Below are 25556 nucleotides of genomic sequence, written 5' to 3'. Positions count from 1 at the left end.
GAAGAGGTAAAAAGGCGGGAAGCAGGCGTAAATAAAGTATAAAAATGGTGAAGAATTAAGCGCTTTCTAACGCCCAGATGCGGTTCAGATCGATGTTCTGCCATAAGCCGCTGTCTTCTGCGCCGGTGATGCTGTCGGTGCAGAAGCTGTCGCCGAGATCGAGCTCTTCCGGTTTTACTTCGCGCTGTGCGTGCAGCGACCAGAAGACATGCACTTTGGGCTTGAGCAGCGATTTTTCGCCGGCCTGCACCACCAGCGCCACGCGCCCGGAAGCCAGTCGCACCAGCGATCCCACCGGATAAATACCGATAGTGCGCACGAAAGCGTGCAGCAGCGTGTTATCGAAGTGGCCACGCCAGCTCAACATATTGTGCATCGCTTCGGCAGGCGTCCAGCCTTTACGATAAGGACGATTCGAGGTGACGGCATCATAGACGTCGCACACCGATGCCATGCGTGCATACAGTGAGATCTCCTCACCTTTCAGACCGTGCGGATAACCGTTGCCATCGTACTTTTCATGGTGATGCAGCGCGATATCCAGCAGATCTTCACCGGCATTGGCTTCCATCAGCATCTGCGCGCCCACAATCGGATGCTGACGCATCACGGTGAACTCTTCGTCGCTGAGCTTGCCAGGTTTGTTGAGAATCTCCAGCGGCACCGCGGCTTTACCCACATCATGCAGCAAACCGCCCATACCAACGCGGCGCAGCTGATGCTCATCGAGGCCCATTTTTTTGCCGAGCGAAATCATCAGGCCGCACACCGCCATCGAGTGCAGATAAGTGTAATCGTCGTGATTCTTCAGGCGCGCCACGCTCAGCAGCGCCGTGGGTTCGCGGGTGATCGAACCGGCAATTTGATCGACCAGATCAAGCATGTAATCGAGGTCGAGGCCTTGCCCCATGCGCGCCTCGTTAAACATCGCCAGCACCTGCGGTTTCCCCTGATTGAAGATGCTTTGCGCCTGATCCATCTCCTGGAAAAACGGGGTTTTAGGAATATCTTTTTTCGGCTCAGGCGTGACGGGTGCCTGAACCGATTTGTCGAGATCGATCCATAACTGCAGGATCCCCTCATTGCGGATCATCGCGATCTGGCGTTTATCAGTGATCAGCATTTGGTTGCGAATGCGCTTATCTTTGACCCACCAAACCTCCAGTTTGTGGATAAACATTCCCTGCTGCAATTCGTCAACGTTAATCAGCTTTATCACGATATCGCTCCTTAATATCAGTGGGTGGTAAGGAGGTATCGGCAGCTGAGCAAAAAATCTTCAGAGTGGATTTGTGCGATCGGTGAGGTTTGCGCAATAGGTGCGCATAAATGCGCACCCTACGGATGCTGTGCGCCTACGGCATTGTAGGGTCGCCATTTATGGCGACCTGGCTTTAGGCTACTGCCGCCGAACGTTGCGCCAGAAAGACACTTAACGGCGTTACCCTGCTCAACTCTTCCTGTGTTCTGGCATCGTTTTCCACTTCCCACAGATCCAGATGGCGCTGAAGATTCAGCCACAAATCGACTGATGTTTCGAAAACGGCTGCTAGCCGGTACGCCATTTCGGTGGTCAGTTTACGGTTGTTATTCACCAATGCACTGACGGTGTTGCGGTGCACATTCAACATCTCTGCCAGGTCATTCACTTTGAGGTTAAGCGGCTCGAGGAACTCGTACTGCAGAACATCGCCAACGCTGGTCGGTTTACGCATCGCCTGTTTCATTATTGCTTCTCTTTAACAGTTAGCACTGGGCCATAAGTGGCTGCTAACGGTGTTTACGATAAGTGTGTGGGTCAAGATAGAGATCTCTGGCCTCGCCATTAACCCATTGAAAAATGAGTCGATACTGCTCATTTATCCGGATTGAATAATAACCCAACAGCGGAGGTCTTAAGGCCTCAAAGCGGTTACCCGGTGGTGAACGCAAATCATGATGCGATGTTGCGGCATGAATGATGTCGAGCTTGCGTGCCAATGCGGACTCAATCATGGCCGGGATATGCTTATGCGGCGTTGCATAAACAAAAAATAATCGCAGCCAATCATCCCTGAAACTGTGAATTGAACCCTTCATCTGCCGCCACACCTGATGTAAACATGGCAGGCAATTTATTGCACTCACGCACTGTGCTCAAGTGCAATATTTAACATCATAACGAATTTCAGATCGGGATTCCAAAAAAATATGATCCAAGTATTAAACCGCTTTAATGTCGTGCTCCTTCTCCTGCTTTTCGTAAGAGGCTGCGGAATTTTGCTCCTCACCAACACGTTCAATCGGTCCCATCACCAGCAGGAACAGCAAAGCGGCGACCACGCAGTGCGCGCCGACAAACACCAGCCCGATGCTGTAGCTGCCGGTTAAGCCGACGATGATGCCGAACAGCAGCGGCGTGATAAAACCCGCCATATTGCCGATGCCGTTAAAAATCGCGCCCGCCAGGCCAACCGCTTCTTTCGGTGCGGTATCGCTGACAATCGTCCAGGTTCCGGCGCCCGCCGCCACGCCTTTGCCAAAGAAGGCGAACGACATGATGGCAATAATGCCGACGTTGCTGGGGATTACCGCCGCCAGAACCAGCGAAGCCGCCATCAGCATGCCGACGATATATGGCGTTTTACGCGCCCAGGATAAACTCCAGCCGCTTGCCAGCAGTTTGTCGGAGATGTAGCCGCCGCTGATGCCGCCGAGGAAACCAAATACCGCCGGTGCGATGGTGGCAAAACCGGCATCAAGAATATTCATGCCGCGCGCCTGCACCAGATAAATGGGGAACCAGGTGATAAAGAAGTAGCTGAGCGCGATGATGCAGTATTGGCCGATATAGGCGCACCACAGCATGCGGTTGCTGAGCAGCTTTTTGAACATCGCTTTGCTCAACGGCGGACGCGCTTTAAGCGTTTGCGCCGAATCGATATCGACCAGCGCGCCGCCCTGCTCGATGTAGCGCAGCTCATTTTCCGAGACCTGCGGATGATGGCGCGGGCTACGCATAAAGCCCATCCAGACAAAAACCGCCAGCACGCCAATGCCGCCCAGCACAAAGAACGGCCATTCCCAGCCGAAGCGCGACACCAGCCAGCCGGAAAGCGGCGAGAAGATGGCGACGGCAAAATATTGCGCCGAGGCAAAGAGTGAAGAGGCGCGGCCGCGTTCGGCGCTGGGGAACCACATGATCACCGCGCGCGCATTGGCGGGAAAACTCGGGGCTTCAATCAGGCCTAGCGCGAAACGCAGCGCAAACATCAGCGTGAGCGCCATGGTCATCCCGCTGGAGAACTCGCCGACAAAGCCCATCAGCAGCGTGGAGATCGACCACAGCGCCAGCGTCACGCCATAGACTTTTTTGGTGCCGAAGCGATCGAGAAACAGGCCGCCGGGGATCTGGCCGATCACGTAAGCCCAGCTAAACGCCGAGAGGATCAAGCCAAGCTGGATCGCCGAAAGTCCAAACTCATCTTTGATCGCCGATCCTGAGATCGACAGGATCGAGCGGTCGGCATACGCCACCACGGAAAGAAACAGGATCAGGCAAAGGATCCCGATGCGTACGTGGCTGTTGTGTGGCCGATTTTTGGCTTTTTGCATGGGCTGAATTCCTCAAATGAAACATGCCGGAATAGCGCTTAATTTCCCTGTTCAGCAACTATAGGAAGCGGTTTCACGCACGGTCATTGTGCGAATGGCGGAATCGACGGGGCAAAATAGCGCCAGATTTAGCCGCTGACACAAAGTGAGGTGCGGTGCTGCACAGAACCTTAAAAATCAGCAGGCTATTGCACCGCAATGTGCGCCAGCTCTAAGAAAATCCTTCGCAACGCAACTATGAGCGCGCGAAGGAAAGAGGCACCCGAGAGCAAAGTGTGCGCTTAGCTGCAAAATCCAACCTTGCTGATTGTCAGCCGCGTGGTGGGCTCGTAGGCTGAAAATGATTTCATTGAGCCATTTTTAAACTCGATGAAATATTCATTCTAATAACAAGCTTACTCTGGAGTCTGCGATGAAAACCCTCAAGGCGATTGTGTTGCTCGGTCTGATCTCAACGTCAGCCTCGGCGCTGGCGGAAAAAATTGGCGTGTCGATGGCCTACTTTGATCAAAACTTCCTCACCATTATTCGCCAGTCGATTGATAAAGAAGCCAAAGCGCGCGGACTCGATATTCAGTTTGAAGATGCACGCGGTGACGTCGGGCGGCAAACCGATCAGGTACAGAGCTTTATCGGTGCGGGCGTGGATGCGATCATCGTCGATCCGGTCGATTCCGCCAGCACGCCGCAGCTCACCAAGCTGGCGCAGCAGGCAAAAATTCCGCTGGTGTACGTTAACCGCACGCCGGGCGATAAATCGCTGCCGGCCGGCGTGGTGTTTGTCGGCTCCGACGAGCGTGAATCCGGCACCTTGCAGATGGAAGCGCTGGCGAAAATGGCTAACTACAAAGGCAATGTGGCGATCATGATCGGTAACCTGACCGACGCCGGTGCGCTGCAACGCACCAAAGACGTTGAGCAAGTGGTGGCGAAATATCCCGGCATGAAAGTGGTGCAGAAACAGCCCGCCAACTACGCGCGCAATGAAGGCATGGATTTGATGAATAACTGGTTGGGCAACGATGAAGCGATTGATATCGTTGCGGCGAACAACGATGAGATGGCGATTGGCGCGGCGATGGCGCTGGCTAAAAGCAATAAAAAGGTGCTGATTGGCGGCATTGATGCCACGCCAGACGGCCTGAAGGCGCTGTCGCAGGACAAAATTCAGGTCACGGTGTTCCAGGATGCGGTCGGCCAGGGCAAAACGTCGGTAGATGTGGCGCAGAAGCTGATCAAAGGCGAGAAAGTCGATTCACACGTGTGGATCCCGTTCGAGCTGGTGACCAAAGAGAATATGCAGAAGTACGTTGAAAAGAGTCAGTAAAAGGTCAACCTCGCGCGATGAATCGCGCCGCTACGATTGCATGCACAATTCCGTAGCGGCGCAATTTATTGCGCAAAAATAATCAATTTCGTAACTGTGCCATCTGCACGATATCGTGATACTCGCCGTCGCGCAGGCAGGCTTTGCGCTTCACGCCTTCGCGCTCAAAGCCCAGCTTTTGATACAGGCGCAGCGCGCGTTCGTTATCGTGGAACACTTCCAGCTCGATGCGCATAATGCCGAGCCAGTTAAAGGCGTAATCCATCGCGTTACGGATCAGCTTTTCGCCAATGCCGCGCCCGCCAAACGCCGGATCGACGCCGATACCAAAACTGATGCTGTGGCGCGTGCGCGGACGCTGCTCGACAAACAGCGTGAGCTCGCCGACCATCGCGCCATCGATCTCCGCAACAAAGCTGATATATCCCAGCTCATCCATCTTTTCGAATTTTTTCTGCCAGGTCGCGATGCTCGGGCACGGCAGCTGCGTGGTCCAGCGATAGACTTCAGAATGGCTGTAAAGGCGTTGGTAGGCGGCGGCATCGCCCGGCTCACGACCGCGAATGTGTAAATCCATGTCGGTAATCCCTTTTCACTTGCACTAAGCTGTTAACTCTCACCTATTTGGCAAGAGTGACTCTATGTTGTATCGCCGTTTTGAACGTTTTATCAATATTTTCCAGGATGCGCCAACCGATTCCCCGCCTGCCAGCGTCTGGCCGTTCTACTTCTACTATCTGCGTCAGGTGTGGCCGAGCTTTGTCGCGCTGCTGATTGTCGGGCTGGCGCAGGCGCTGATCGAAGTGGCGCTGTTCAGCTATCTCAGCCGCATTATTGACCTGGTCAATCACTCGACGCCCGCCTCGCTGTTCAGCGATAACTGGCCGACGCTGCTGTGGATGGGTTTTGTCGCGCTGATTCTGCGGCCGCTGGTGATCGCCGCGCACGATATGCTGGTGCATCAAAGCATTAACCCGAGCATGACCAGCATGATCCGCTGGCAGCATCATAACTACGTGCTGCGCCAGAGCCTGAATTTCTTCCAGAACGATTTTGCCGGACGCATCGCCCAGCGCATCATGCAAACCGGTAACTCGCTGCGTGATTCGGCGGTACAGCTGGTGGACGCCATCTGGCACGTAGTGATTTACGCGGTGACTTCGCTGGTGCTGTTCGCCGAAGCCGACTGGCGCTTGATGATTCCGTTGGTGATCTGGATTGTGGCGTACAGCGTGTCGCTGAGCTTCTTCGTGCCGCGCGTCAAACAGCGTTCGGTGGTGTCATCGGAAGCGCGCTCGAAACTGATGGGCACCATCGTCGACGGCTACACCAACATCGCCACCATCAAACTGTTCTCGCATAACGATCTGGAGAAGCGTTACGCACGCGAGGCGATTCAGGAGCAAACCGATAAAACCCAGCACGCTAGCCGCATGGTCACCACCATGGATATCACGCTCTCTACGCTGAATGGCTTGCTGATTGTCAGCACCTCCGGCCTGGCGCTGTGGCTGTGGAGCCAGTCGCTGATCAGCGTCGGCGCGATTGCGCTGGCGACCGGTTTGGTGATCCGTCTGGTGAACATGTCCGGCTGGATCATGTGGGTGGTGAACGGCATCTTCGAGAACATCGGCATGGTGCAGGATGGCCTGAACACCATCGCGCAGCCGCTGAGCGTGCAGGATGAACCTAATGCGAAAAACATGCAGGTGACCAAAGGTCAGATTCGCTTTGAGGATGTGCGATTTGATTACGGCGGCAGTCGTCAGGTGATTAATCGCCTCAACCTCAACATCAAGCCGGGCGAGAAGATCGGTTTGATTGGCCCGTCCGGCGCCGGTAAATCCACCTTAGTGAATCTGCTGCTGCGGCTGTATGACATCAACAGCGGCCGCATTGTGATTGACGATCAGAACATCGCTGAAGTGACGCAAGAGAGTCTGCGCGGGCAAATCGGTATGATCACGCAGGACACGTCGCTGCTGCACCGCTCAATTCGCGAAAACCTGCTGTATGGTCGTCCGGACGCGACGGAAGAGGAGTTGCAGGCGGCGATTATCCGCGCGCGTGCTGACGAGTTCATTCCACTGCTCTCCGATCCGCAAGGCCGCACCGGCCTGGATGCGCACGTGGGCGAGCGCGGCGTGAAGCTGTCGGGCGGTCAGCGTCAGCGTATCGCCATCGCGCGTGTGCTGCTGAAAGATGCGCCGATTCTGATCATGGATGAAGCCACCTCGGCGCTGGATTCCGAGGTGGAAGCAGCGATTCAGGAGAGCCTGGAAACGCTGATGCAGGGCAAAACGGTGATTGCTATCGCCCACCGTCTCTCCACTATCGCCAAAATGGATCGTCTGGTGGTGCTGGAGAAAGGTGAGATTGTCGAGATGGGCAACCACCGCGAACTGCTGGCGCACGGCGGACTTTACGCGCGCCTGTGGCAGCATCAGACCGGCGGTTTTGTCGGCGCGGATTAATCTCCACGCCGATACGGTAAGGCGTCGCGCGCTTCAATCGCCCAGCCGCGCACGCCTTCCCGTTCCTGCAGCAGAAAATCCGCTACCGCATCGCGCAAACCGGGATGACACAGATAGTGCCACGAGTGCGTGATGTGCGGCTCAAAGCCGCGCACCAGCTTATGCTCGCCCTGCGCGCCCGCATCAAAACGCTGCAAACCTTCCGCGATAGCGAAATCCATGCCCTGATAGAAGCAGGTTTCGAAATGCAGACGATCAAACTCCGCCAGACAGCCCCAATAGCGGCCATACAGCGTGTTGCCGTCCATTAAGCAGAACGCCATCGCCGCCGGTTGGCCTTGCAGCGTGGAAATCACCACGCGAATCGAACGCGGCATGCGCTCCGCCAGCAGGCTAAAGAAGTGGCGTGTCAGATACGGACGCTGGCCGCGCACCGCGTAGGTGTTGGCGTAACAGGTGTAAACGAAATCCCACTGATCTTCGCGCAGCTCATCGCCGCGATACCAGCTGAAGTCAAAACCGCTGCTCATCACCTGCTCACGCTCCTTGCGCAGCTGCTTGCGTTTGCGCGACATCAGCGTGTCGAGGAAATCCTGGAAATCGCGGTAGCCTTTATTGTGCCAGTGATACTGCAAACCGAGGCGTTCCAGCCAGTCTGGCTGTTGCTGCATGATGTGGTTGGCGAACGGCGTGGTGAAGTTGATGTGCGCGCCGCTCAGACCCTGTTGGTAGAGGTTATCCGGCAGCGCGCTGAGCAATTTCAGCACCGCGTCTTCATCGCCCAGCAGACGTGCGCCGGTCACCGGACTGAACGGAATCGCGCCCAGCCATTTCGGATAGTAAGGAATACCGGCGCGCTGACAGGCATCCGCCCACGCATGGTCAAACACATATTCACCGCGCGAATGGCGTTTGCGATAGCCTGGCAGCGCCGCACGCAGCGTGCCGTTTTCGCGCCACAGCAGGTGATCGGGCTGCCAGCCGTTTTCGGGCCGCACGCTGCCGCTCTCTTCGAGTGACAAGAGAAAGGCATGGCGTAAAAACGGTTGATCGTCAGGTAACAGCGCATCCCATTCGACGGCGGAGATCTCCGCCAGCGACGACAGATGTAGCAAAGACATTCACGGCTCCCGGCCAGGTGAAAGCGAGCGCCTAGTTCAACAGGTTTTCCCGCGTGGGAAAAGGTGCAGCGCACTGAATGTGTATTCAGGAGATTTGACCAGACGGTCGCCTTAAATGGCGACCCTACGACAGATTGGCGCGGTTTTGTAGGGTCGCCATTCATGGCGACCTTGTCCATTAATGCACCGCGCAGAATTTGACACGGGCGGCCCGCAGGCCGCACCCTACGATTTTTCTCGTCAGCTGGAATTTTCATGGATCGACTCGATTGTGACCGCATGTTTGTCGCCGTGCTGGAAGTGGGCAGCTTCGCCGGTGCTGCCGAACGCCTCGGCACCAGCAGCGGCCAGGCGTCGAAGCTGGTCTCCCGGCTGGAGCAGGAACTTGGCGTGCAGTTGTTTAAACGCAGCACGCGCGCGCTCTCGCCCACCGAAGTCGGTCGCGCCTATTACGAGCGGGTTAAAACGCTACTCGAAGCCTTTGATACGCTGGATGCCACCGTGCGCGACAGCGCCACCACGCCGACCGGTCGCCTGAAAATCAGCGCGCCCGGCACCTTCGGTACGGCGGTGCTGGCCAGCGTGCTGGTGGAGTTCGCGCGTCATTATCCGCAGATAGAACTCGACGTGAACTTCTCCGATCGTGCAGTTAACATCGTCGATGAAGGCTTTGATATGGCGATCCGCATCGGCAAACTCGACGACAGCAGCCTGATTGCGCGCCGCCTCGGCGATGTGCCGATTCGCGTGGCCGCGTCTTCCGGTTATCTGCTGCAACACGGCACGCCGCAGCACTGGCGCGATTTGGCGGCACATCAGTGCATCAGCGATACCAACTTCCGCGATCCCTGGCATTGGCCGTTCGTGACGCCGTGCGGCGACAGCGTTAGCATGCCGATTCGTGGTCGTCTCTGTTTCTCCAATACCGAAGCCTGTTTGCAGGCGGCGATCGCCGGACTAGGCATTGCGCGGCTGCCGGGGTTTATTGCCGCGCCCGCTCTGCAGCGCGGTGAAATCGTCTCGATATTAGAGGAGTTTGCCACGCCGCCCATGGGCCTGTTCGCACTCTATCCGCCGGCGCGTCATCTGGCGCAGAAAACCCGGCTGCTGATTGATTTCCTCGCCGCCCATTTCCAGCACCATCCGCCCGGCTGATTCCTTCCAATTTGGAAGCAATGAAAGCCATTTTGCCCGGATTATCACCCAACCAGCAGCGCTGTATGCTCACTCCATCAACGTAGAGGAGAGAAGACGATGCTGGTAAACGGTAAGTGGAGTGCAGAGTGGCATCCGGTGCAAGCCACCGATCAACAAGGCGGATTTGTGCGCCAGACATCCAGTTTTCGTCACTGGATTAGCGTAGATGGCTCCAGCGCATTCGCTGCCGAGCCGGATCGTTATCACCTCTATGTGGCGCTGATTTGTCCGTGGGCCTCGCGCACGCTGCTGGCGCGCAGTCTGAAAGGGCTGGAGAAGGTGATCAGCGTGTCGGTGGTTGAGCCGCAGCTCGGCGCGCAAGGCTGGCACTTCGGTGATTATCCTGGCGCGGATCGCGACTGGCTGAATAAAGCCGAATACCTTCACGAGCTTTATACCCGCGCCGATGCCGATTTCACCGGCCGCGCTACCGTACCGGTGCTGTGGGACAAAAAGACGCAAACCATCGTCAATAACGAGTCGGCCGATATCCTGCGCATGCTGAACAGCGGCTTTGGCGCGCTGGCGGACGATCGCATCGATCTTTATCCCGAGGATCTGCGCGCAGAGATCGACGCGCTGAACGAATCGATCTATCCGCGCCTGAATAACGGCGTCTATCGCACCGGTTTTGCCACCACGCAGGTGAGTTATCAGCAGGCGTTTAACGATGTGTTCAGCCAGCTGGATGAGCTGGAGCTGCGTTTGCAGGATGGCCGCACTTTCCTGCTCGGTGAGCGGTTAACCGAAGCGGATATCCGCCTGTTCGTCACGCTGGTGCGCTTTGACGCCGCCTATCACGGCCTGTTTAAATGCAACCTGCGCCGCCTGCGCGACTATCCGCTGCTCGATCGTTATCTGAAGAGTATGCTGTCGGTCTCTGGCGTGCGTCAGACGGTGAATATCGATCATATCAAGCAGGGCTATTATTCGATTAAAGCGCTGAATCCCAACGGCATTGTGCCGGTTGGCCCGGATATGGCGGCCTACGGTTTATAAGGAGCAGTGCGATGGCAAAAGCATTAGTGATTTTTTTACATGGCGTCGGCAGCAACGGCGACGACCTCGCGGTGCTCGGCGAACATTGGGCGCGCCTGCTGCCGGATGTGGCGTTTGCCTCGCCGAATGCGCCCTATCCTTTTGAACATGCGATGGGATATCAGTGGTTTAGCCTGACCGGCATCACACCCGAAAACCGCCCGGCGCGCGTGCGTGATGCGCGTGCTGCCTTTGATGACCGGCTGCAACAGCTGATGGCGCAACACGGCATGGCCGATGCGTGGGACAAAGTGATTCTGGTGGGCTTTTCGCAGGGTTCGATCATGGCGTTAGATGCGCTGGCGTCGGGCCGTTATCCGCTGGCTGGCGTGGTGGCCTTTTCCGGCCGTCTGGCGTTTGACGGCGCGTTGACGCCGCAGCCGTATACACCTGCGCTGCTGATTCACGGCAAAGCCGATGAGGTGATTCCGTTTAGCGAAAGCGCATCGGCGGAGCAGCGCTTGCAACAGGCTGGCGTGACGGTGGAAGCGCGCTATGAAGCGGCAACCGGCCACACCATTTCATCGCAGGGTGCGATGGATGCCGCCGGTTTCATTGCGCAATGTTTGCAGGATTAAGGCCAGTAACGAGTTAACGCCTGCCACGCTTTTTGCGCAGCCACGTCTGCTGGCTGCGCCTTCAACTTATCGTTGAACACTTCAATGCCGACAGGCCCGCTGTAACCGGCACTTTTCAGCTTATCGACAAAGCGTTCCACTTCGATGATGCCGTCGCCCGGCAACAGGCGCTGATGACGCGCATACTCGCTGAGCGGCTGCTTATCCTGCGGCGGCATTTCGGCCATATCGCACAGTTGCACTTCGTAGATACGGTCGGCGGGAATACCATCCAGCTGGGATGCATCGCCGCCTAACGCGCAAATGTGGAACAGATCGACCACCAAACCGATATTCGGCTGGTCCAGCCGTTGCAGCCGTTCCCACGCCAGCGGCAGCGTGTTATCTACGCTGCACCACGCCATCGGCTCATACATGATGCGCATGTTGTAGCGCGCGGCTTCCGACGCCATCCAACGCAAATCTTCGTCAATGCGCGCCGCCACACAATCTTCACGCGTGCTGGCCGGTGCCTGAATGGTGTCGCAGCCGATGGTTTGGGCAATCTGAATGAACTGACGCAGCTCTTCGCGTTTTTGCTGGCGGTCGCGATCCGGCGCACCGGTGAAATCGCGCAGCACCTGCACATTGGTGAAGCCAAGCTGCAACTGCTTTGCTAACTGTGGCGTACTGGCTTGCACATCGTCGCGCCAGATCTCAACCTGATCGAAACCGGCGGCGCGTGCGGCACGCAGCTTCTCCTCAGGTTCACCGTTTAACAACACCAGGTTAAGGAATTTGGGGTTACAACGCATGACACAGCTCCTTAATCGTCCGGATAATCGGTGACAAATTCTGCGCGTCACGCGCGCAGAATGGCGATCAGTATCTACCTCTTAGTCGTTATTTCAAGCGCGATGGTTATCCCAGCAGGTTGACCGCGGCAAAACCGGCGAAGGTCATCAACACCGATCCCACTACGTGTACCAGCACGCTCGACATCGCCCACACATATTTACCTGATTGTAGCATCACCATAATTTCCGCCGAAAAGGCCGAGAAGGTGGTCAATCCGCCGCAAAAACCGGTAATAATCAGCAATTTCCACGCTGGATCGAGTTGTGGGTTCTTCATCAGCCACGCCATCGCGCCGCCAATAATGAAACCGCCAATCAAATTGACCATTAAGGTTCCGGGCGGCAAGTTGGGGAACAGCGCGTTATAGCGCACCGAAATCAGCCAGCGCAGCGTACAACCCACCGCACCGCCCAGGACAACCGCCAGTAACGACTTCAACATAGTTTGGAGCTCCTGAAATGAATAACGCGCAGGGCCGCGGCAGGACAGAATGATACCTGACACACCGCCGACTCCCGCGCAGGGATACGAGTGTTGTCAGGCGTCATCAGCCGTCTGTGACCAGAACGGCGGTTGGGGAAGGTGGCACGCCATCACCTTAGGCGGGAGATAATACGCTGGCTTAGCAATGCAGACAATATGGTGAAAGAGGCACAATGTTGTAGCGGCGCGATTTATCGCGCGCATCAATGAAAGCACAGTACCAACCCATCTTTGCGCAATAAATTGCGCCGCTACGGTTTGTGCCAATATTACCGCTCGAAGTGAATCACGCCTTTAATCAGCTCCCGGTTATTAATCACATCCGCTTCAAAGCGCTCTGCCAGGGTCGAAAAATCATAATGGCGATTGAGCATCATGTCGGCACGAAGCTGCCCGTTCGCCATCAGTTCGCCTACTTTAGCGAAATCTTCCAGCGTGGCGTTGCGGCTGCCCAGCAGCGTGGTTTCTTTTTTGTGGAACTCGATATCCGGGATCACCAGATCGCCTTTGTGCAGGCCGACAAACACGATGGTGCCGCCATGACGAATCAGTTTCACCGCGCCGTTCATCGCCGCTGGGCTGCCAGTGGCATCGATCACTTTGGCCGCCAAACGTCCACCAAACTCCGCCCGCAACTGCGCCTCAAAATCGGCTTCTAAGGGATTCACCGTCGCCAAACCCAGTTTTTGCGCTACGTGCGCGCGGCGCTGCTCGCTGGTGTCGGCCACCACCACCTTCGCTCCCGCCGCCGCCGCAATCGCGGCCACGCCAAGGCCAATCGGACCTGCGCCCACCACCAAAACCTGCTCATCCGCCGTAACGGCCGCACGCCGTACTGCATGCGCGCTGATGGCGAAGGGCTCAATCAGCGCGGCGGCTTCGGGATCAACCTCATCCACCGCCAGCAAATTGCTAGTCGGCACGCTGAGGAATTCACAGAAACCGCCATCCTGATGCACCCCAATCACCGAGATTTTTTCGCAGCAGTTGGTTTTGCCACTTAAACAGGCATCGCACTGCTGGCAGGCAACATAGGGAATCAGCGCCACGCGCTGGCCCACCCTGAAGCCGCTGGCCTGGCTGCCGAGTTCCACCACTTCGCCACACAGCTCATGCCCCAACACGCGTGGATAGCTGAAGAACGGCTGATTACCGGCCCAGGCGTGGATATCGGTGCCACAAATGCCGGCGGCGATCGGTTTAATCAGAACTTCATTAGCGGCGGGCGTCGGCTTCGCGCGCTGCTGCCACACCATCTGGCGCGGCTCGGCGACCACCAGCGTTTTCATCGTTGTCATTGGCTTCTCCTGTGCTGTTGTCGCAGTTATGGCGAAAATCGCCGATGGCAGCGTTTTGCGTTGGGGGAAGTGTGAAGCCAACCGCTTTTTTTGGGCTTTGTATGGTTTTTAATAGATAAAAAACCGGAGACGCGTATGAGCCGCAGCCAGAACCTACGTCAGAACGTGATTAACCAGATGCTGGAAGGCATTGCCAAACGTCATATCCGTTCGCCGTTGCCACCGCAGGCGGCGCTGGCCGAAATGTTCAACATCAGTCGCACCACGGTGCGCCATACCTTGCAGCATCTGCATGAGCGCGGCGTACTGGAAAAGGTGGATGAAACCTACGTTATCGTGCGCGATCCCAGCGAAGAAGATGGTTTTAACGCCCTGACGCCGCCGATTGATCAGCAGGCGCTGCAGTTTGAGCAGACCTTTTTCAACCTGATTAATCAGCGCCAGCTGATGCCGGGCGATACCTTTAGTGAGCTGCAGCTCGCGCAGCAGGTAAAGGTCAGTCCGATTGTGGTACGCGAATTTCTGCTGCGCTTTATGCGTTATGACCTGCTGGAACCGGTGAAACGCGGTCAGTGGCGCATGAAGAAGTTCGATCAGAAGTATGCCGAGAACCTGTTTGAGCTGCGCGAAATGCTGGAAACCCACGCACTGACCCGTTTTCTCAACCTGCCCTCGCAGGATGAGCGCTGGATGCAGGCGCGCGACCTGCTGGATCGCCATCGTTCAATGCGCGATACCATCGCCAGCAATTACCGCCACTTCGCCGCGCTGGATAAAGAGATGCACACGCTGATTCTCTCCGCCGCTAACAATCCTTTTTTTAATCAGTCGCTGGAGATTATTTCGGTGATTTTTCACTCGCATTATCAATGGGATGAAACCGATCTTAAGCAGCGCAACATCGTGGCGCTGGAGGAGCATATGGCCATTCTGACAGCGCTGATTAGCCGTCAGGATGTGGATGCTTTGTGCGCTCTGCACAATCATCTCGGCACCGCCAAAACATCGATGATCCGGTCTATCCGTCAGTACAATTAAAAACCGATTAAAAACCACAAAGCATTAGCTCCCGCACGAATCTGAAACATCTCCGCAACATCCCGATCTGAATGCTTCTAGTCTCGAAGTCAATCCGTTGGGGCAGCACCGTTTTGCTGCCGCAGGATCCCACACAAACGCATAACGATAAGTACCCAGATCCGGGAGGTCGCAATGGAAAATACTTCGGCTCGTGGCCGCGAAAACGCGCCACAACCGGCTGCTGACGGGCAAGATTTTATCCCGGCACGCAGTGACGTGGTGCGCTCGCCGCGCATCAGAAAGATCCAGATTACCGCCATGTTGCTGCTGCTGTTCGCCGCCATGATCAACTATCTCGACCGCAGTTCGCTGTCGGTCGCCAATATGACCATCCGGGGAGAACTGGGTTTATCCGCGACCGAAATTGGCGTGCTGCTATCGGCCTTCTCGCTGGCGTACGGCTTAGCGCAGCTGCCGTGCGGTGCGCTGCTCGATCGCAAAGGGCCGCGCATCATGCTGGCGATTGGCATGTTCTTCTGGTCGCTGTTCCAGGCCGCCGCCGGTTTGGTGCATAACTTCACCCAATTTATTTTGGTGCGTATCGGTTTGGGTATTGGCGAAGCGCCGATGAACCCGTGCGGCGTGAAGGTGATCAACGACTGGTTCAACATCAAAGATCGCGGTATGCCGATGGGCATGTTTAACGCTGCCTCGATGATTGGATTGTCGATTGCGCCACCGATTCTGGCCGCGATGATGATGGTGATGGGCTGGCGCGGCATGTTTGTCACCATCGGCGTGCTCGGCATGTTCCTCGCTATCGGCTGGTATCTGATGTACCGCGATCGCGATAACAACAAACTGAGCGGAGAAGAGATTCACTATCTGCAGGCGGGCAGCGTGGCATCGCGCAAAGAGCCGCTGAGTTTTGCCGAGTGGCGCGGCCTGTTCAAGCAGCGCACCATGTGGGGCATGATGATTGGCTTCAGCGGCATCAACTACACCGCGTGGCTGTATATCGCGTGGCTGCCGGGCTATCTGCAATCCACTTATAACCTTGACCTGAAAAGCACCGGTTTACTGGCAGCGATTCCGTTCCTGTTCGGCGCGGCGGGCATGCTGCTGAACGGTTATGTGGTCGATGCGCTGGTGCGTCGTGGTCATGATGCGGTGAAGGTGCGTAAGGTCTCTATCGTCAGCGGCATGCTGTTGTCCGCCGCGTTTACCGCTTTCGTAACGCGTGCCACCGACACCACCAGCGCGGTGACCATGATTGGCATGGCGCTGTTCTGCATCCACTTTGCCGGTACATCGTGCTGGGGTTTGATTCACGCCAACGTCACGGCGCGCATGACGGCTTCGGTCGGCAGCATCCAGAACTTCGCCAGCTTTGTGTTCGCCTCGTTCGCCCCGGTGATCACCGGTTGGGTGCTGGATACCACCAAGTCGTTTAGCCTGGCGTTGATGATTTGCGCCGGTGTGACGGTGGTGGGTGCGCTGGCGTATTTGCTGTTGGTGCGTAAACCGATTACCGATGGGATTTGATCGTGCATAGCGCCGCACATACCGTAGCGGCGCGATTTATCGCGCATGTCGATGTCGGCAACGTGCCCATCCGAGCAATGCGCAATAAATTGCGCCGCTACAGATTCAGAGGGTGAAAAACTGCGATTCACACTGACGCGCGATTTCCCACAGCTTATTGCGAATCACCTGTTTCAGCTGCAGCGTCGATTGCGACTGCGGCTGATCGCGGCGGCTGATTAACATCACTTCAAACGGTAGCGGCTGCGCGACCGGCAACAGCTTGAGCTGGTCGGCATAACGGCACGCGGTAAACAGATCGACAATCCCGACGCCGCCGCCCGCCAGCACCATATCGGCAATCACCGAATAGGTTTTGATCGACAGCGATACCGCCGGATTGAGCCCTTTATCGCGCAGCGCGCGGTGCAGCACCCGACCGAGCGGATCCTGATTCTGCATCATCAGCAGGTTGTTGGCGCACAGCCACTCCAGCGTCACCGGCTCATTGTGGGTGTGATCGCGCGGCAGCAACGCCACCATCGACGACTGAAACAGCGGTTCCGCCAGTAAATCGGCATCCACCTGCTGACCAAACACCAGCGCGAAATCGAGCTGATTATCCATCAACATACGGCATAAGGTGCTGAAGTGCTCGGTGACCAGCTCTACGCTGACCGACGCCGCCTGTTGCCGCCAGTTCACCAGCGCGGGTGCCAACACCATCTGACCAAACGCATGGGCAGCACCGACGCGCACCGTTTGCCCTTCGCCGCGCCGCAGTTGCTCGGTCAGTTGGGTAATCGCCTGTAAACGCTGATAGATATCTTCCACTTCCGGCAGCAAGCGCCGCCCTTCTGCCGTCACCACCATGCCCTGCGCGCGCCGCTCAAACAGCGCAAAACCAAGCTGCTGCTCGGCGTGATTGAGCACGCGGCTGACATTCGGCTGCGACACATTCAGCAAACGCGCCGCCGCACTGATGCTGCCGGTCTGCACAATCGCCTGAAACACTTCAATATGCCGCAGCCGCATGATTATTCGCCCCAGGTGGCTTCAAGCACGCGCAGCCAGTTGCCATGGCAAATCTTCTCCAGCAGCTCACGCGAATAGCCGCGTGCCGCCAGCGCCTGCACCAGCAGCGGGAATCCGGCCACGTCTTTCAGATCGCCTGGCATGGTTGCGCCATCAAGATCCGAACCAAAACCGACGCCCTCTTCCCCCACTTTTTCCAGCAGATACTCAACGTGACGCACGATGGCATCGACGCCGGTCGGCGCATGACGATCGCCATCTTCACGCAGGAACGGCACGGCAAAATTGACGCCGACAAAGCCGTTGGTTTCGGCAATCGCTGCCAGCTGGCGATCGGTGAGATTACGTGACTGCGCGCTGAGCACATGCGCGTTGGAGTGGCTCGCCACCAGCGGCGCATCGCTGATTTCCGCGGTGTGCCAGAAGCCTTTCTCATCCATGTGCGACAAGTCGACCATGATCCGGCGGCGATTACAGTCGCGCACCAGCTGCTTGCCCGCTGCCGTCAGGCCGTTGCCGATATCCGGCGACGAGGGATAGAGGAACGGCACGCCGTCGCCGAACTGATTCGGGCGGCTCCACAGCGGTCCCAGCGTGCGCAAGCCGCTGGCGTACAGCATGTCGAGCAGCTCGCCGTGAGTATCCAGCGCTTCCGCACCTTCCACGTGCATCACCACCGCTAACACTTTGTTTGCCATGCAGTGGCGAATATCACGCACGCTGCGGCAAATCTTCACCTGGCCGTTCGAGGCCTGCTCAATGCGCAGCAGCAGCGCCAGCATGGAAAACGTCGCGTCGCGCGCTGAGTTGATAATTTCCTGAGGAAAATCTGCGAGGTCTGGCGCACTTCTTGCAATCAGAGGGTGGGACGGCACCCAGGTGGCGAAAATGCCACCTAACATATTTCCCTGACGGATACGCGGCAAGTCCATTTGGCCCGTTTTGGTGCCAGTGAAAAATGCATTAACCGCGTCCGGCTGATGGTGCTGCCACAGCTTATTCAGCACATCGTTGTGGCCGTCAAAGACCGGAATATCGAGGGTAATCGAGTCAGACATGTTGTTCAGTTCCATGTTCGGGGGAAAGCGCAGCACTGCCAGCTGGCGGAGCAAATTGCACCATAAAAGGGCAAGACTACACGCGTGAAACAAATGACTTAGAGCCGGTATTAATCCTCCGGCAGGTGCGTAAAGTCAAGACAAAAAACAATCAAATAACAATTTTTTATTTTAATTATCAATCAGTTGGGAGTTTACATGGTTACCAGAAGACGTTTTCTTGCAGGATGCACTGCTGTACCTGTTGTTTCCTACCTCAGCCTGAATTCTTCCTTTGCCGCGACGCCGCCGACCATGCTGGTGATCGCGATGCAGCTCGATAACATCACCAGCCTCGATCCACACGAAAGCTTCGAAGCCACCGGCGGCCAGATCTGCGGCAACCTCTATCAACGTTTAGTTACGCCCGATCCCAGGCAAGCCGACAAAGTGATTGGTCAACTGGCGCAAAGCTGGGACGTCAGCAGCGATAACGGCACCTACACTTTCCATCTCGATCCGGCGGCCAAATTCGCCGATGGTTCGCCGCTCACCGCAGAAGACGTGGCGTTCTCGATTGAGCGTATCGTCAAGCTGGATAAGAGCCCGGCCTTTATTATCAACCAGTTCGGCTTTACTAAAGACAACGTGACGCAGCTGGTTACCGCAAAAGATGCGCACACCGTGGAGATGAAACTCGGCGCGCCGGCGGCTGAAACCTTCCTGCTCTACTGCTTGTCCGCCACCGTCGGCAGCATCGTGTCGAAGAAAGCCTGTCTGGCGAACCAGCAGAACAATGACTTCGGTAACGGCTGGCTGAAACAGCACAGCGCCGGTTCCGGTGCCTTTACCCTGCGCACCTGGAATGCCAGCGAAACGGTGATTCTGGAGATTAGTCCGCAATATGCCGGTGCCAGCAAAACCAAACGCGTGATCCTCAAACACATCGCCGACCCGGCCGCGCAGGCGCTGATGCTGAAAAAAGGCGATGTCGATGCCGCGTATGACCTCACCACCGAACAGCTGCTGCAGGTGAAAAACGACAGCAGCGTGTCACTGGTGAATCAGTCGCTGTCGGCCATCATGCTGATGTCGTGCAACACCAATAATCAGTACCTGAAAAAACCGCAGGTGTGGCAGGCGCTGAAGTGGGCGCTGGATTACGACAGCATTCAGAAAAACATTCTGTCGATGAGTTTTGTCACCCATCAGAGTTTCCTGCCGAGCGGCTTCCCGGCGGCGCTGGACGATACGCCATTCCACAAAGATCTGGCGAAAGCCAAAGCGCTGCTAGCTGAAGCGGGTTATCCGGACGGTTTCGAAATCACCCTCGATCACTACTCAATGCAACCGTATCCGGACATCGCGCAGGCGATTCAGACGCAGCTGGGCGCGATTGGCATCAAAGTGTCACTGATCGCCGCCGAAAACCGTCAGGTTCTGACCAAGATGCGTGCGCGTCAGCATCAGCTGGCATTGACGGTTTGGGGCGCCGATTACTTTGATCCCAACTCCAACACCGAAGCCTTCTGCGTTAACACCGATAACAGCGATAACGCGCGTGCGCGTACGCTGGCGTGGCGCTGCAGCTGGTCAGACGATGAATTCAACAAACTCACCGAGCAGGCGCTGCATGAGCCGGATCCGGCGAAGCGCATCGCGCTCTATCAGCAGATTCAGCAGCTAGGCCGCGAGAAGAGCCCGTTTATTTTCATGATGCAGAAAACCAAAAACGTGGCCACCAGCAAAGCGCTGAGTGATGTCCACATGACCGTGCTGGAGCAGTGGCCGTATGCGCAGGTGAAAAAAGCCTGATGCCGTTACTGAAGAGAATCGTCAGCACCCTGGGAAGCCTGGTGCTGACGCTGTTTGGTCTGTCGGTTTTGACCTTTTTCATTGGCCGCGTCATGCCCACCGATCCGGTGCTGGCGGCGGTTGGTGATAACGCACCGCAATCGGTCGTCGAGCGCGTGCGTGCGGAAATGGGGCTGGATCAGCCCCTTTACGTGCAGTTTGGTCACTACCTCAATCAACTGCTGCATGGCGATCTCGGTAAATCGATTCTTACCTCGAATCCGGTGATTACCGACATCGCCCGCTTCTTTCCCGCCACCATGGAACTGGCCACGGCGGCCATCGTCATCGCGGCGCTGATCGGCATTCCGCTCGGCGTGTGGGCGGCGGTGCGTCAACGTTCGTGGGTCGATCAAACCATTCGCGTGATCTGTCTTGCCGGCCATTCGCTGCCGGTATTCGTGCTGGCGCTGCTGAGCCTGCTGGTGTTCTACGCGGTGCTCGGCATTGCGCCCGGCCCCGGACGGCAGGACATCATCTGGCAGGATATGGTGCCGCAGGTCACCGGCTTCCTCACCATCGATTCGCTGCTGGCCGGGGAAACAGACGCCTTCTGGGATGCGCTGGCCCACATGGCGCAGCCGGTGCTGATTCTGGCCTACTTCAGCATGGCCTACATCACGCGTATGACGCGCACCTTTATGCTCAACGCGCTGAGCGGCGAGTTCGTGATCACCGCGCGCGCCAAAGGCTTGTCGTCACGGCGGGTGATTTGGCGGCATGCCTTTCCCACCGTGGCGGTTCAGCTGGTAACGGTGCTGGCGCTGACTTACGCCGGATTGCTGGAGGGCGCGGTGGTGACGGAAAACGTCTTCGCCTGGCCTGGCATCGGCCAATATCTCACCACATCGCTGATGAACGCCGACATGAACCCGGTGATCGGCGCCACCTTGCTGGTCGGCACCGTGTATGTGCTGCTCAATCAGCTGGCTGACCTTCTCTATCGACTTTGGGACCCGCGCGTAAAATGATCTTCTTCTCACGAGAATGGCTGCTCGACGATACGCCAGCCAATCGTCGCCAGGCGGTGTGGGGCCGGCGTTATCGCCTGTGGCTCAGCCTGCGCAGTAATCCGCTGGCGATGGCTGGACTGCTGGTGGTGGCGGTGATGCTGCTGCTGGCGCTGTTTGCGCCGTGGCTGACGCCGTTCGAACCCGGCATGCAGCATCTGGAAAACCGTCTTGCGGCGCCTTCCGCCGTGCACTGGCTCGGCACCGATGAGTTGGGGCGCGATGTCTGGACGCGCATTATCTACGGCGGCCGCACCACGCTCGGCATGGTGATCGCCGTGGTGCTGCTCACCGCACCGCTCGGCCTGCTGATTGGCTGCATCGCCGGATATGCCGGAGGCTTTATCGATAAAGCGCTGATGCGTTTGACCGACATCTTTCTCGCCTTCCCACGGCTGATTCTGGCGCTGGCGTTTGTCGCGGCGCTGAAACCCGGCGTGGAGAGCGCGATTCTGGCGATTGCCCTGACGTCGTGGCCGCCTTATGCGCGTCTGGCGCGCGCCGAAACCCTGCAGTTCCGCCACAGCGACTTTATCGCCGCCAGCCGTCTGACCGGCGCTTCGCCGCTGCGCATTATTCTGCGCCACATTATGCCGCTGTGCGTGCCGAGCCTGATTGTGCGCGTCACGCTGGACATGAGCTCCATCATCATCACCGCTGCCAGCCTCGGTTTTCTCGGCATGGGCGCGCAGCCGCCGTCACCGGAATGGGGCACGATGATCGCCACCGCGCGTCGTTTCCTGTTCAGCGAATGGTGGGTGCCATTGATGCCGTGTATCGCGATTTTCCTGACGTCACTGGCGTTCAACTTTCTCGGCGACGGTCTGCGTGACGTGCTGGATCCCAAGGAGCGCTAAATGTTGGTGGAAATTGAGAACCTGCGCGTTGCCTTCCGCTCGCGCAGCGAAACCTTTGAAGCGGTGCGCGGCGTCAGTTTTAGCGTTGGCCACGAGAAGTTCGCCATTGTCGGCGAAAGCGGTTCCGGCAAGTCACTGACCGCGCGTAGCCTGATGCAGTTACTGCCGGGCAACGCGGAAGTCAGCGCCGACGTGCTGCGCTTTGACGGCATCGATCTGCGCGGGGCCAGCGAGAAAGTGCTGCGCAAAATTCGCGGCAAGCGCGTCGGTTTTATCCTGCAGGACCCGAAATATTCGCTCAATCCGGTGATGACCATCGGCCAGCAGATTGCCGAAGCCTGGCGCGAGCACAAAGGCGGCAACCGCAAAGCGGCGATGCAGGCGGCGATTGAGCTGCTGGAGCAGGTGAAGATTCGCGACCCTGAAGCCGTGGCGAAACGCTATCCGCATGAAGTTTCCGGCGGCATGGGCCAGCGCGTGATGATTGCCATGATGCTGGCACCCGATCCGGAACTGTTGATCGCCGATGAACCCACCAGCGCGCTGGATGCCACGGTGCAGGCGGAGATTCTGAAGCTGATTGACGAACTGGTATCGGCGCGCGGCATGGGGCTGATCCTGATCAGCCACGATTTACCGCTGGTGTCGCACTTCTGCGATCGCGTGGCGGTGATGTACGCCGGCCGCATCGTCGAGCTGCTCGATGCCGGACAGTTGCAGCAGGCGCAGCATCCCTATACGCGCGGTTTGCTGGCGTGTTTGCCGTCGTTGCGCCATCCGCGCGAGCGTTTACCCGTATTGCAGCGCGATGCCGCGTGGCGCGAATGATAATCGGCGCACAGCGTAGGGTCGCCATTCATGGCGACCGTTTAAATGGACGCACAGAATTCACAGGCTTCCTATGATTCAAATCGAAAACCTGCGCATCAACTTTGGTGCGCACACGGCGGTGAAAGACGTCAGCTTCACGGTCGGTAACGGCGAAAGCTTTGGCCTGGTCGGTGAAAGCGGCTCGGGCAAATCCACCATCCTGCGCGCACTCGCCGGACTGAATGCCGACTGGCAAGGCAGCATGCTGTTTGGCGGCATGCAGCTCAGCGCCAAACGCAGCCGCGCCTTCTATCGTCAGGTGCAGATGGTATTTCAGGACCCGTTTGGTTCGCTGCATCCGCGCCAGACCATCGATCGCATCCTGCACGAACCGCTGCTGGTGCATCAGCTCGATCGCGCTGAACAGCGCATCAGCCAGGCGTTAAGCGAAGTGGGTTTGCCCGCTTCGGTGCGTTTCCGCTATCCGCATCAGCTGTCGGGCGGCCAGCGTCAGCGCGTGGCAATTGCGCGCGCGCTGATCGCCGAACCGGAAGTGCTGCTGCTGGATGAGCCGACCTCGGCGCTGGATGTGTCGGTGCAGGCCGAAATCCTGAATTTACTCAGCGATCTACGCAGCGAGCGCAAACTCACCTACATTATGGTGACGCATAACCTCGCGGTGGTAACGCACCTGTGTCAGCGCATTGGCGTGATGCAGAATGGCGAGATGGTGGAGCAGCTGAGCGCCGACGATCTGCGCGTGCGGCGCATCCAGCATCCACATACCGCCCAACTTTTCGATCTCAGCATGACGCTGGAGGAACCGGCATGACCGCTCACTGGCAACACGCCGCGGATGTCGCACAACAGATCACTGAAAGCTGGCAACAGCCAGGCGCGCCGGGCGGTGCGATGATCCTGTTTGATGCGCACCAGATTCACTCAACGCACTGCGCCGGATTGGCCGATTTGGCGCAGCAAACGCCGTTCAGCGCCGATAGCGTGGTGCGTTTCGCCTCCATCACCAAACATCTGTTTGCTGCGCTGGTGACCGGGCCGGGACGCCGCTATCTCAAGCTCGACGATCCGCTGGTGCAGCATCTGCCGCAGCTGAGCGGAGCCAACGGCCAGATCACCGTCGGCCAGGCGCTGGATATGAGCAGCGGTTTGCCGGACGTGCGCGAAACCTTATCGCTGCTGGGATTGTCGGTGTACAACGCCACCCGCGCCGAGGATCTGCTGGATTTTATCGCGCGCGAAGGTGAGCTCAACTACGCGCCCGGCAGCGAAATCTCCTACACCAACACCGGCTATCGGCTGGTTGAAGAGGCGCTGAAAGCCAAAGGCGTGTTATTCAATGACCTGCTGCAGCAATACATCTGCGATCCGCTGGATATCAACCTGATTGCGCCAGAAAGCTGGTTCGATATTGTGCCTGGTTTGGTGCCCGGCTACTGGCAGAATGGCGCGCAGTGGCAGCTCTCCAGCGCCGGTTTGCATCTCTCGGCATCGGGCAGCGTCACCGGCAGCCTGCATCATCTGACGCGCTGGCTGCAAAGCCTGCTGGCCGATAGCGGACCGGGTGCGGACGTGCTGCAGCGCCTGACCGCGCCGCGCAATCTCAACGATGGCCGCACCAGCGGGTACGGTTTGGGCATCACCAGCTCGACGCTCGGCAGCCAGACGCTGTTCGGTCACGGCGGTTCGCATGCTGGTTATAAGAGCTATTTCCTGCTGCATCCGGAGCTGAAAATCGGCGTGGCGCTGGTCGCCAACCGCGAAGATGTCACCACCTCAGAAAGCGTGCTGCGCGTGATGGCGGCGCTGCTCAACCGCGCGTTACCGGAGAAAGGACACGATTTAACGCCCGGACTTTACGTGGCGGAAGACGCCGCCGACTGGCTGGAAATCAAAGGCGTGACCGCCACCTGGCTCGGCGCAGGCGAAACCTTGTGGCGTGACGATGTAAGCGGCACGGCGGTGTCGCTCTCCAGCACCTTCCCGATGCAGTTACGCCATGCTGGCGCGGCGATTGTCGGAGAGATTGGTCATGCCGCACGACGTTTTGTGCCGGTGCAGGCCGATCAGGCCAGCCTCGATAATCTGCAGGGCCGCTGGTTCGCGCCGCAGTGGCGCAGCGAATTGGTGATTGAGGGCGACAGCTTAATCATGGGCATTGGCCCGGCGGCGATTCGTGCGCGTTTGCAGTCGCTGGGCAACGATCGCCTATTAGCCACCGCGCAGGATGGGCCGTGGGAAAAGCGCTTCGCGATTACGCGCGAAGGCGACACGCTGCGGCTGCAATTGAATCGTAGCCGCGTGGTGCGCTTTTTACAGACAGCACGCCCTAAATAATTCGAGTTGCAGCAAGGCGGCAAGTGGGTGAATCCCCAGGAGCTTACATCAGTAAGTGACTGGGGTGAGCACACGTAGCCAACGCAGCGGCGGCTCGAAGTATGACG

General features: G+C 57.6%; 24 protein-coding genes and 1 riboswitch. Of the genes, 13 read left to right on the top strand and 11 right to left on the bottom strand.

The genetic code is table 11. The features are described from left to right. Nucleotides 1–55: 55 nt before the first annotated feature. The 4 genes from HX773_RS17485 to HX773_RS17470 form a co-directional block, all read right to left on the bottom strand. The gene (locus HX773_RS17485) at nt 56–1219 is read right to left on the bottom strand and encodes an HD-GYP domain-containing protein (RefSeq protein WP_176972586.1); all 1164 of its coding nucleotides are present in this window, start codon (nt 1217–1219) and stop codon (nt 56–58) included. Nucleotides 1220–1394: 175 nt separating this feature from the next. Further along, nucleotides 1395–1727, bottom strand: coding sequence for a HigA family addiction module antitoxin (locus tag HX773_RS17480; protein WP_176972585.1), 333 nt, complete (start codon nt 1725–1727; stop codon nt 1395–1397). Between the two features lie 43 nt (nt 1728–1770). Next, a complete protein-coding gene (locus HX773_RS17475; protein WP_176972584.1) occupies nt 1771–2079 on the bottom strand; it encodes a type II toxin-antitoxin system RelE/ParE family toxin in 309 nt (102 codons plus the stop codon). Nucleotides 2080–2202: 123 nt separating this feature from the next. Next, entirely contained in the window at nt 2203–3594 is a 1392-nt protein-coding gene (locus HX773_RS17470) for an MFS transporter (RefSeq protein WP_176972583.1), read from the bottom strand. 412 nt (nt 3595–4006) lie between these two features. On the opposite strand from HX773_RS17470, the gene HX773_RS17465 reads away from it, so the two are divergent. Further along, nucleotides 4007–4921, top strand: coding sequence for a sugar ABC transporter substrate-binding protein (locus tag HX773_RS17465; RefSeq protein WP_176972582.1), 915 nt, complete (start codon nt 4007–4009; stop codon nt 4919–4921). An 82-nt stretch (nt 4922–5003) separates the two neighbouring features. Here the strand turns inward: HX773_RS17465 and HX773_RS17460 are convergent, their stop codons facing one another. Beyond that, entirely contained in the window at nt 5004–5498 is a 495-nt protein-coding gene (locus tag HX773_RS17460) for a GNAT family N-acetyltransferase (RefSeq protein ID WP_176972581.1), read from the bottom strand. Nucleotides 5499–5562: 64 nt separating this feature from the next. On the opposite strand from HX773_RS17460, the gene HX773_RS17455 reads away from it, so the two are divergent. Next, the gene (locus HX773_RS17455; protein ID WP_176972580.1) at nt 5563–7395 is read left to right on the top strand and encodes an ABC transporter ATP-binding protein; all 1833 of its coding nucleotides are present in this window, start codon (nt 5563–5565) and stop codon (nt 7393–7395) included. Here HX773_RS17455 and HX773_RS17450 read toward each other — a convergent pair. Then, nucleotides 7392–8516 (bottom strand): GNAT family N-acetyltransferase, encoded by a 1125-nt coding sequence (locus tag HX773_RS17450; RefSeq protein WP_176972579.1) that lies wholly within the window; start codon nt 8514–8516, stop codon nt 7392–7394. The genes HX773_RS17455 and HX773_RS17450 overlap by 4 nt on opposite strands. Before the next feature lie 255 nt (nt 8517–8771). On the opposite strand from HX773_RS17450, the gene HX773_RS17445 reads away from it, so the two are divergent. The 3 genes from HX773_RS17445 to HX773_RS17435 all read left to right on the top strand — a co-directional run bounded on the left by HX773_RS17445 (nt 8772) and on the right by HX773_RS17435 (nt 11329). Further along, entirely contained in the window at nt 8772–9671 is a 900-nt protein-coding gene (locus HX773_RS17445; RefSeq protein WP_176972578.1) for a LysR family transcriptional regulator, read from the top strand. A 99-nt stretch (nt 9672–9770) separates the two neighbouring features. After that, a complete protein-coding gene (locus HX773_RS17440) occupies nt 9771–10712 on the top strand; it encodes a glutathione S-transferase family protein (RefSeq protein WP_176972577.1) in 942 nt (313 codons plus the stop codon). A gap of 11 nt (nt 10713–10723) precedes the next feature. Next, entirely contained in the window at nt 10724–11329 is a 606-nt protein-coding gene (locus HX773_RS17435; RefSeq protein WP_176972576.1) for an alpha/beta hydrolase, read from the top strand. On the opposite strand, the gene HX773_RS17430 is transcribed toward HX773_RS17435, so the two are convergent. The 3 genes from HX773_RS17430 to HX773_RS17420 all read right to left on the bottom strand — a co-directional run bounded on the left by HX773_RS17430 (nt 11326) and on the right by HX773_RS17420 (nt 13947). Further along, nucleotides 11326–12123 (bottom strand): sugar phosphate isomerase/epimerase, encoded by a 798-nt coding sequence (locus HX773_RS17430; protein WP_176972575.1) that lies wholly within the window; start codon nt 12121–12123, stop codon nt 11326–11328. The genes HX773_RS17435 and HX773_RS17430 overlap by 4 nt on opposite strands. Before the next feature lie 106 nt (nt 12124–12229). After that, entirely contained in the window at nt 12230–12607 is a 378-nt protein-coding gene (gene crcB, locus HX773_RS17425; RefSeq protein ID WP_176972574.1) for a fluoride efflux transporter CrcB, read from the bottom strand. Between the two features lie 90 nt (nt 12608–12697). Then, a riboswitch (Fluoride riboswitch) is annotated at nt 12698–12773 on the bottom strand. 145 nt (nt 12774–12918) lie between these two features. Beyond that, nucleotides 12919–13947 (bottom strand): zinc-binding alcohol dehydrogenase family protein, encoded by a 1029-nt coding sequence (locus HX773_RS17420; protein WP_176972573.1) that lies wholly within the window; start codon nt 13945–13947, stop codon nt 12919–12921. A 135-nt stretch (nt 13948–14082) separates the two neighbouring features. Between HX773_RS17420 and HX773_RS17415 the strand changes: the two genes are divergently transcribed. Together HX773_RS17415 and HX773_RS17410 are read left to right on the top strand one after the other, a co-directional pair. Next, a complete protein-coding gene (locus HX773_RS17415) occupies nt 14083–14985 on the top strand; it encodes a GntR family transcriptional regulator (protein WP_176972572.1) in 903 nt (300 codons plus the stop codon). A gap of 174 nt (nt 14986–15159) precedes the next feature. Next, a complete protein-coding gene (locus tag HX773_RS17410; RefSeq protein ID WP_176972571.1) occupies nt 15160–16512 on the top strand; it encodes an MFS transporter in 1353 nt (450 codons plus the stop codon). Nucleotides 16513–16617: 105 nt separating this feature from the next. Here HX773_RS17410 and HX773_RS17405 read toward each other — a convergent pair whose 3' ends face one another. Together HX773_RS17405 and HX773_RS17400 are read right to left on the bottom strand one after the other, a co-directional pair. Continuing rightward, entirely contained in the window at nt 16618–17526 is a 909-nt protein-coding gene (locus HX773_RS17405) for a LysR family transcriptional regulator (protein WP_176972570.1), read from the bottom strand. A 2-nt stretch (nt 17527–17528) separates the two neighbouring features. After that, nucleotides 17529–18584, bottom strand: coding sequence for a dipeptidase (locus tag HX773_RS17400; RefSeq protein WP_176972569.1), 1056 nt, complete (start codon nt 18582–18584; stop codon nt 17529–17531). 198 nt (nt 18585–18782) lie between these two features. Between HX773_RS17400 and HX773_RS17395 the strand changes: the two genes are divergently transcribed. The 6 genes from HX773_RS17395 (at nt 18783) to HX773_RS17370 (ending at nt 25449) form a co-directional block, all read left to right on the top strand. Next, on the top strand, nt 18783–20378 hold the full coding sequence (locus HX773_RS17395) for an ABC transporter substrate-binding protein (protein WP_176972568.1): 1596 nt from the start codon (nt 18783–18785) through the stop codon (nt 20376–20378). Beyond that, nucleotides 20378–21388, top strand: a complete 1011-nt coding sequence (locus tag HX773_RS17390) for an ABC transporter permease (protein ID WP_176972567.1) — start codon at nt 20378–20380, stop codon at nt 21386–21388. The genes HX773_RS17395 and HX773_RS17390 overlap by 1 nt, the downstream gene beginning before the upstream one ends. Continuing rightward, complete coding sequence (locus HX773_RS17385) at nt 21385–22284, top strand: ABC transporter permease (RefSeq protein ID WP_176972566.1); 900 nt, start codon at nt 21385–21387, stop codon at nt 22282–22284. The genes HX773_RS17390 and HX773_RS17385 overlap by 4 nt, the downstream gene beginning before the upstream one ends. Next, nucleotides 22285–23112, top strand: a complete 828-nt coding sequence (locus HX773_RS17380; RefSeq protein WP_176972565.1) for an ABC transporter ATP-binding protein — start codon at nt 22285–22287, stop codon at nt 23110–23112. It begins immediately after the preceding gene. Nucleotides 23113–23185: 73 nt separating this feature from the next. Continuing rightward, complete coding sequence (locus HX773_RS17375) at nt 23186–23926, top strand: ABC transporter ATP-binding protein (RefSeq protein ID WP_176972564.1); 741 nt, start codon at nt 23186–23188, stop codon at nt 23924–23926. Beyond that, nucleotides 23923–25449, top strand: a complete 1527-nt coding sequence (locus HX773_RS17370) for a serine hydrolase (protein ID WP_176972563.1) — start codon at nt 23923–23925, stop codon at nt 25447–25449. The genes HX773_RS17375 and HX773_RS17370 overlap by 4 nt, the downstream gene beginning before the upstream one ends. Nucleotides 25450–25556: the final 107 nt, after the last annotated feature.

Origin of the sequence: Pantoea sp. B9002 (assembly GCF_013385945.1) — a bacterium.
Classification (GTDB): Bacteria; Pseudomonadota; Gammaproteobacteria; order Enterobacterales; family Enterobacteriaceae; genus Pantoea.
This window is presented reverse-complemented; position numbering and strand designations above follow the sequence as displayed.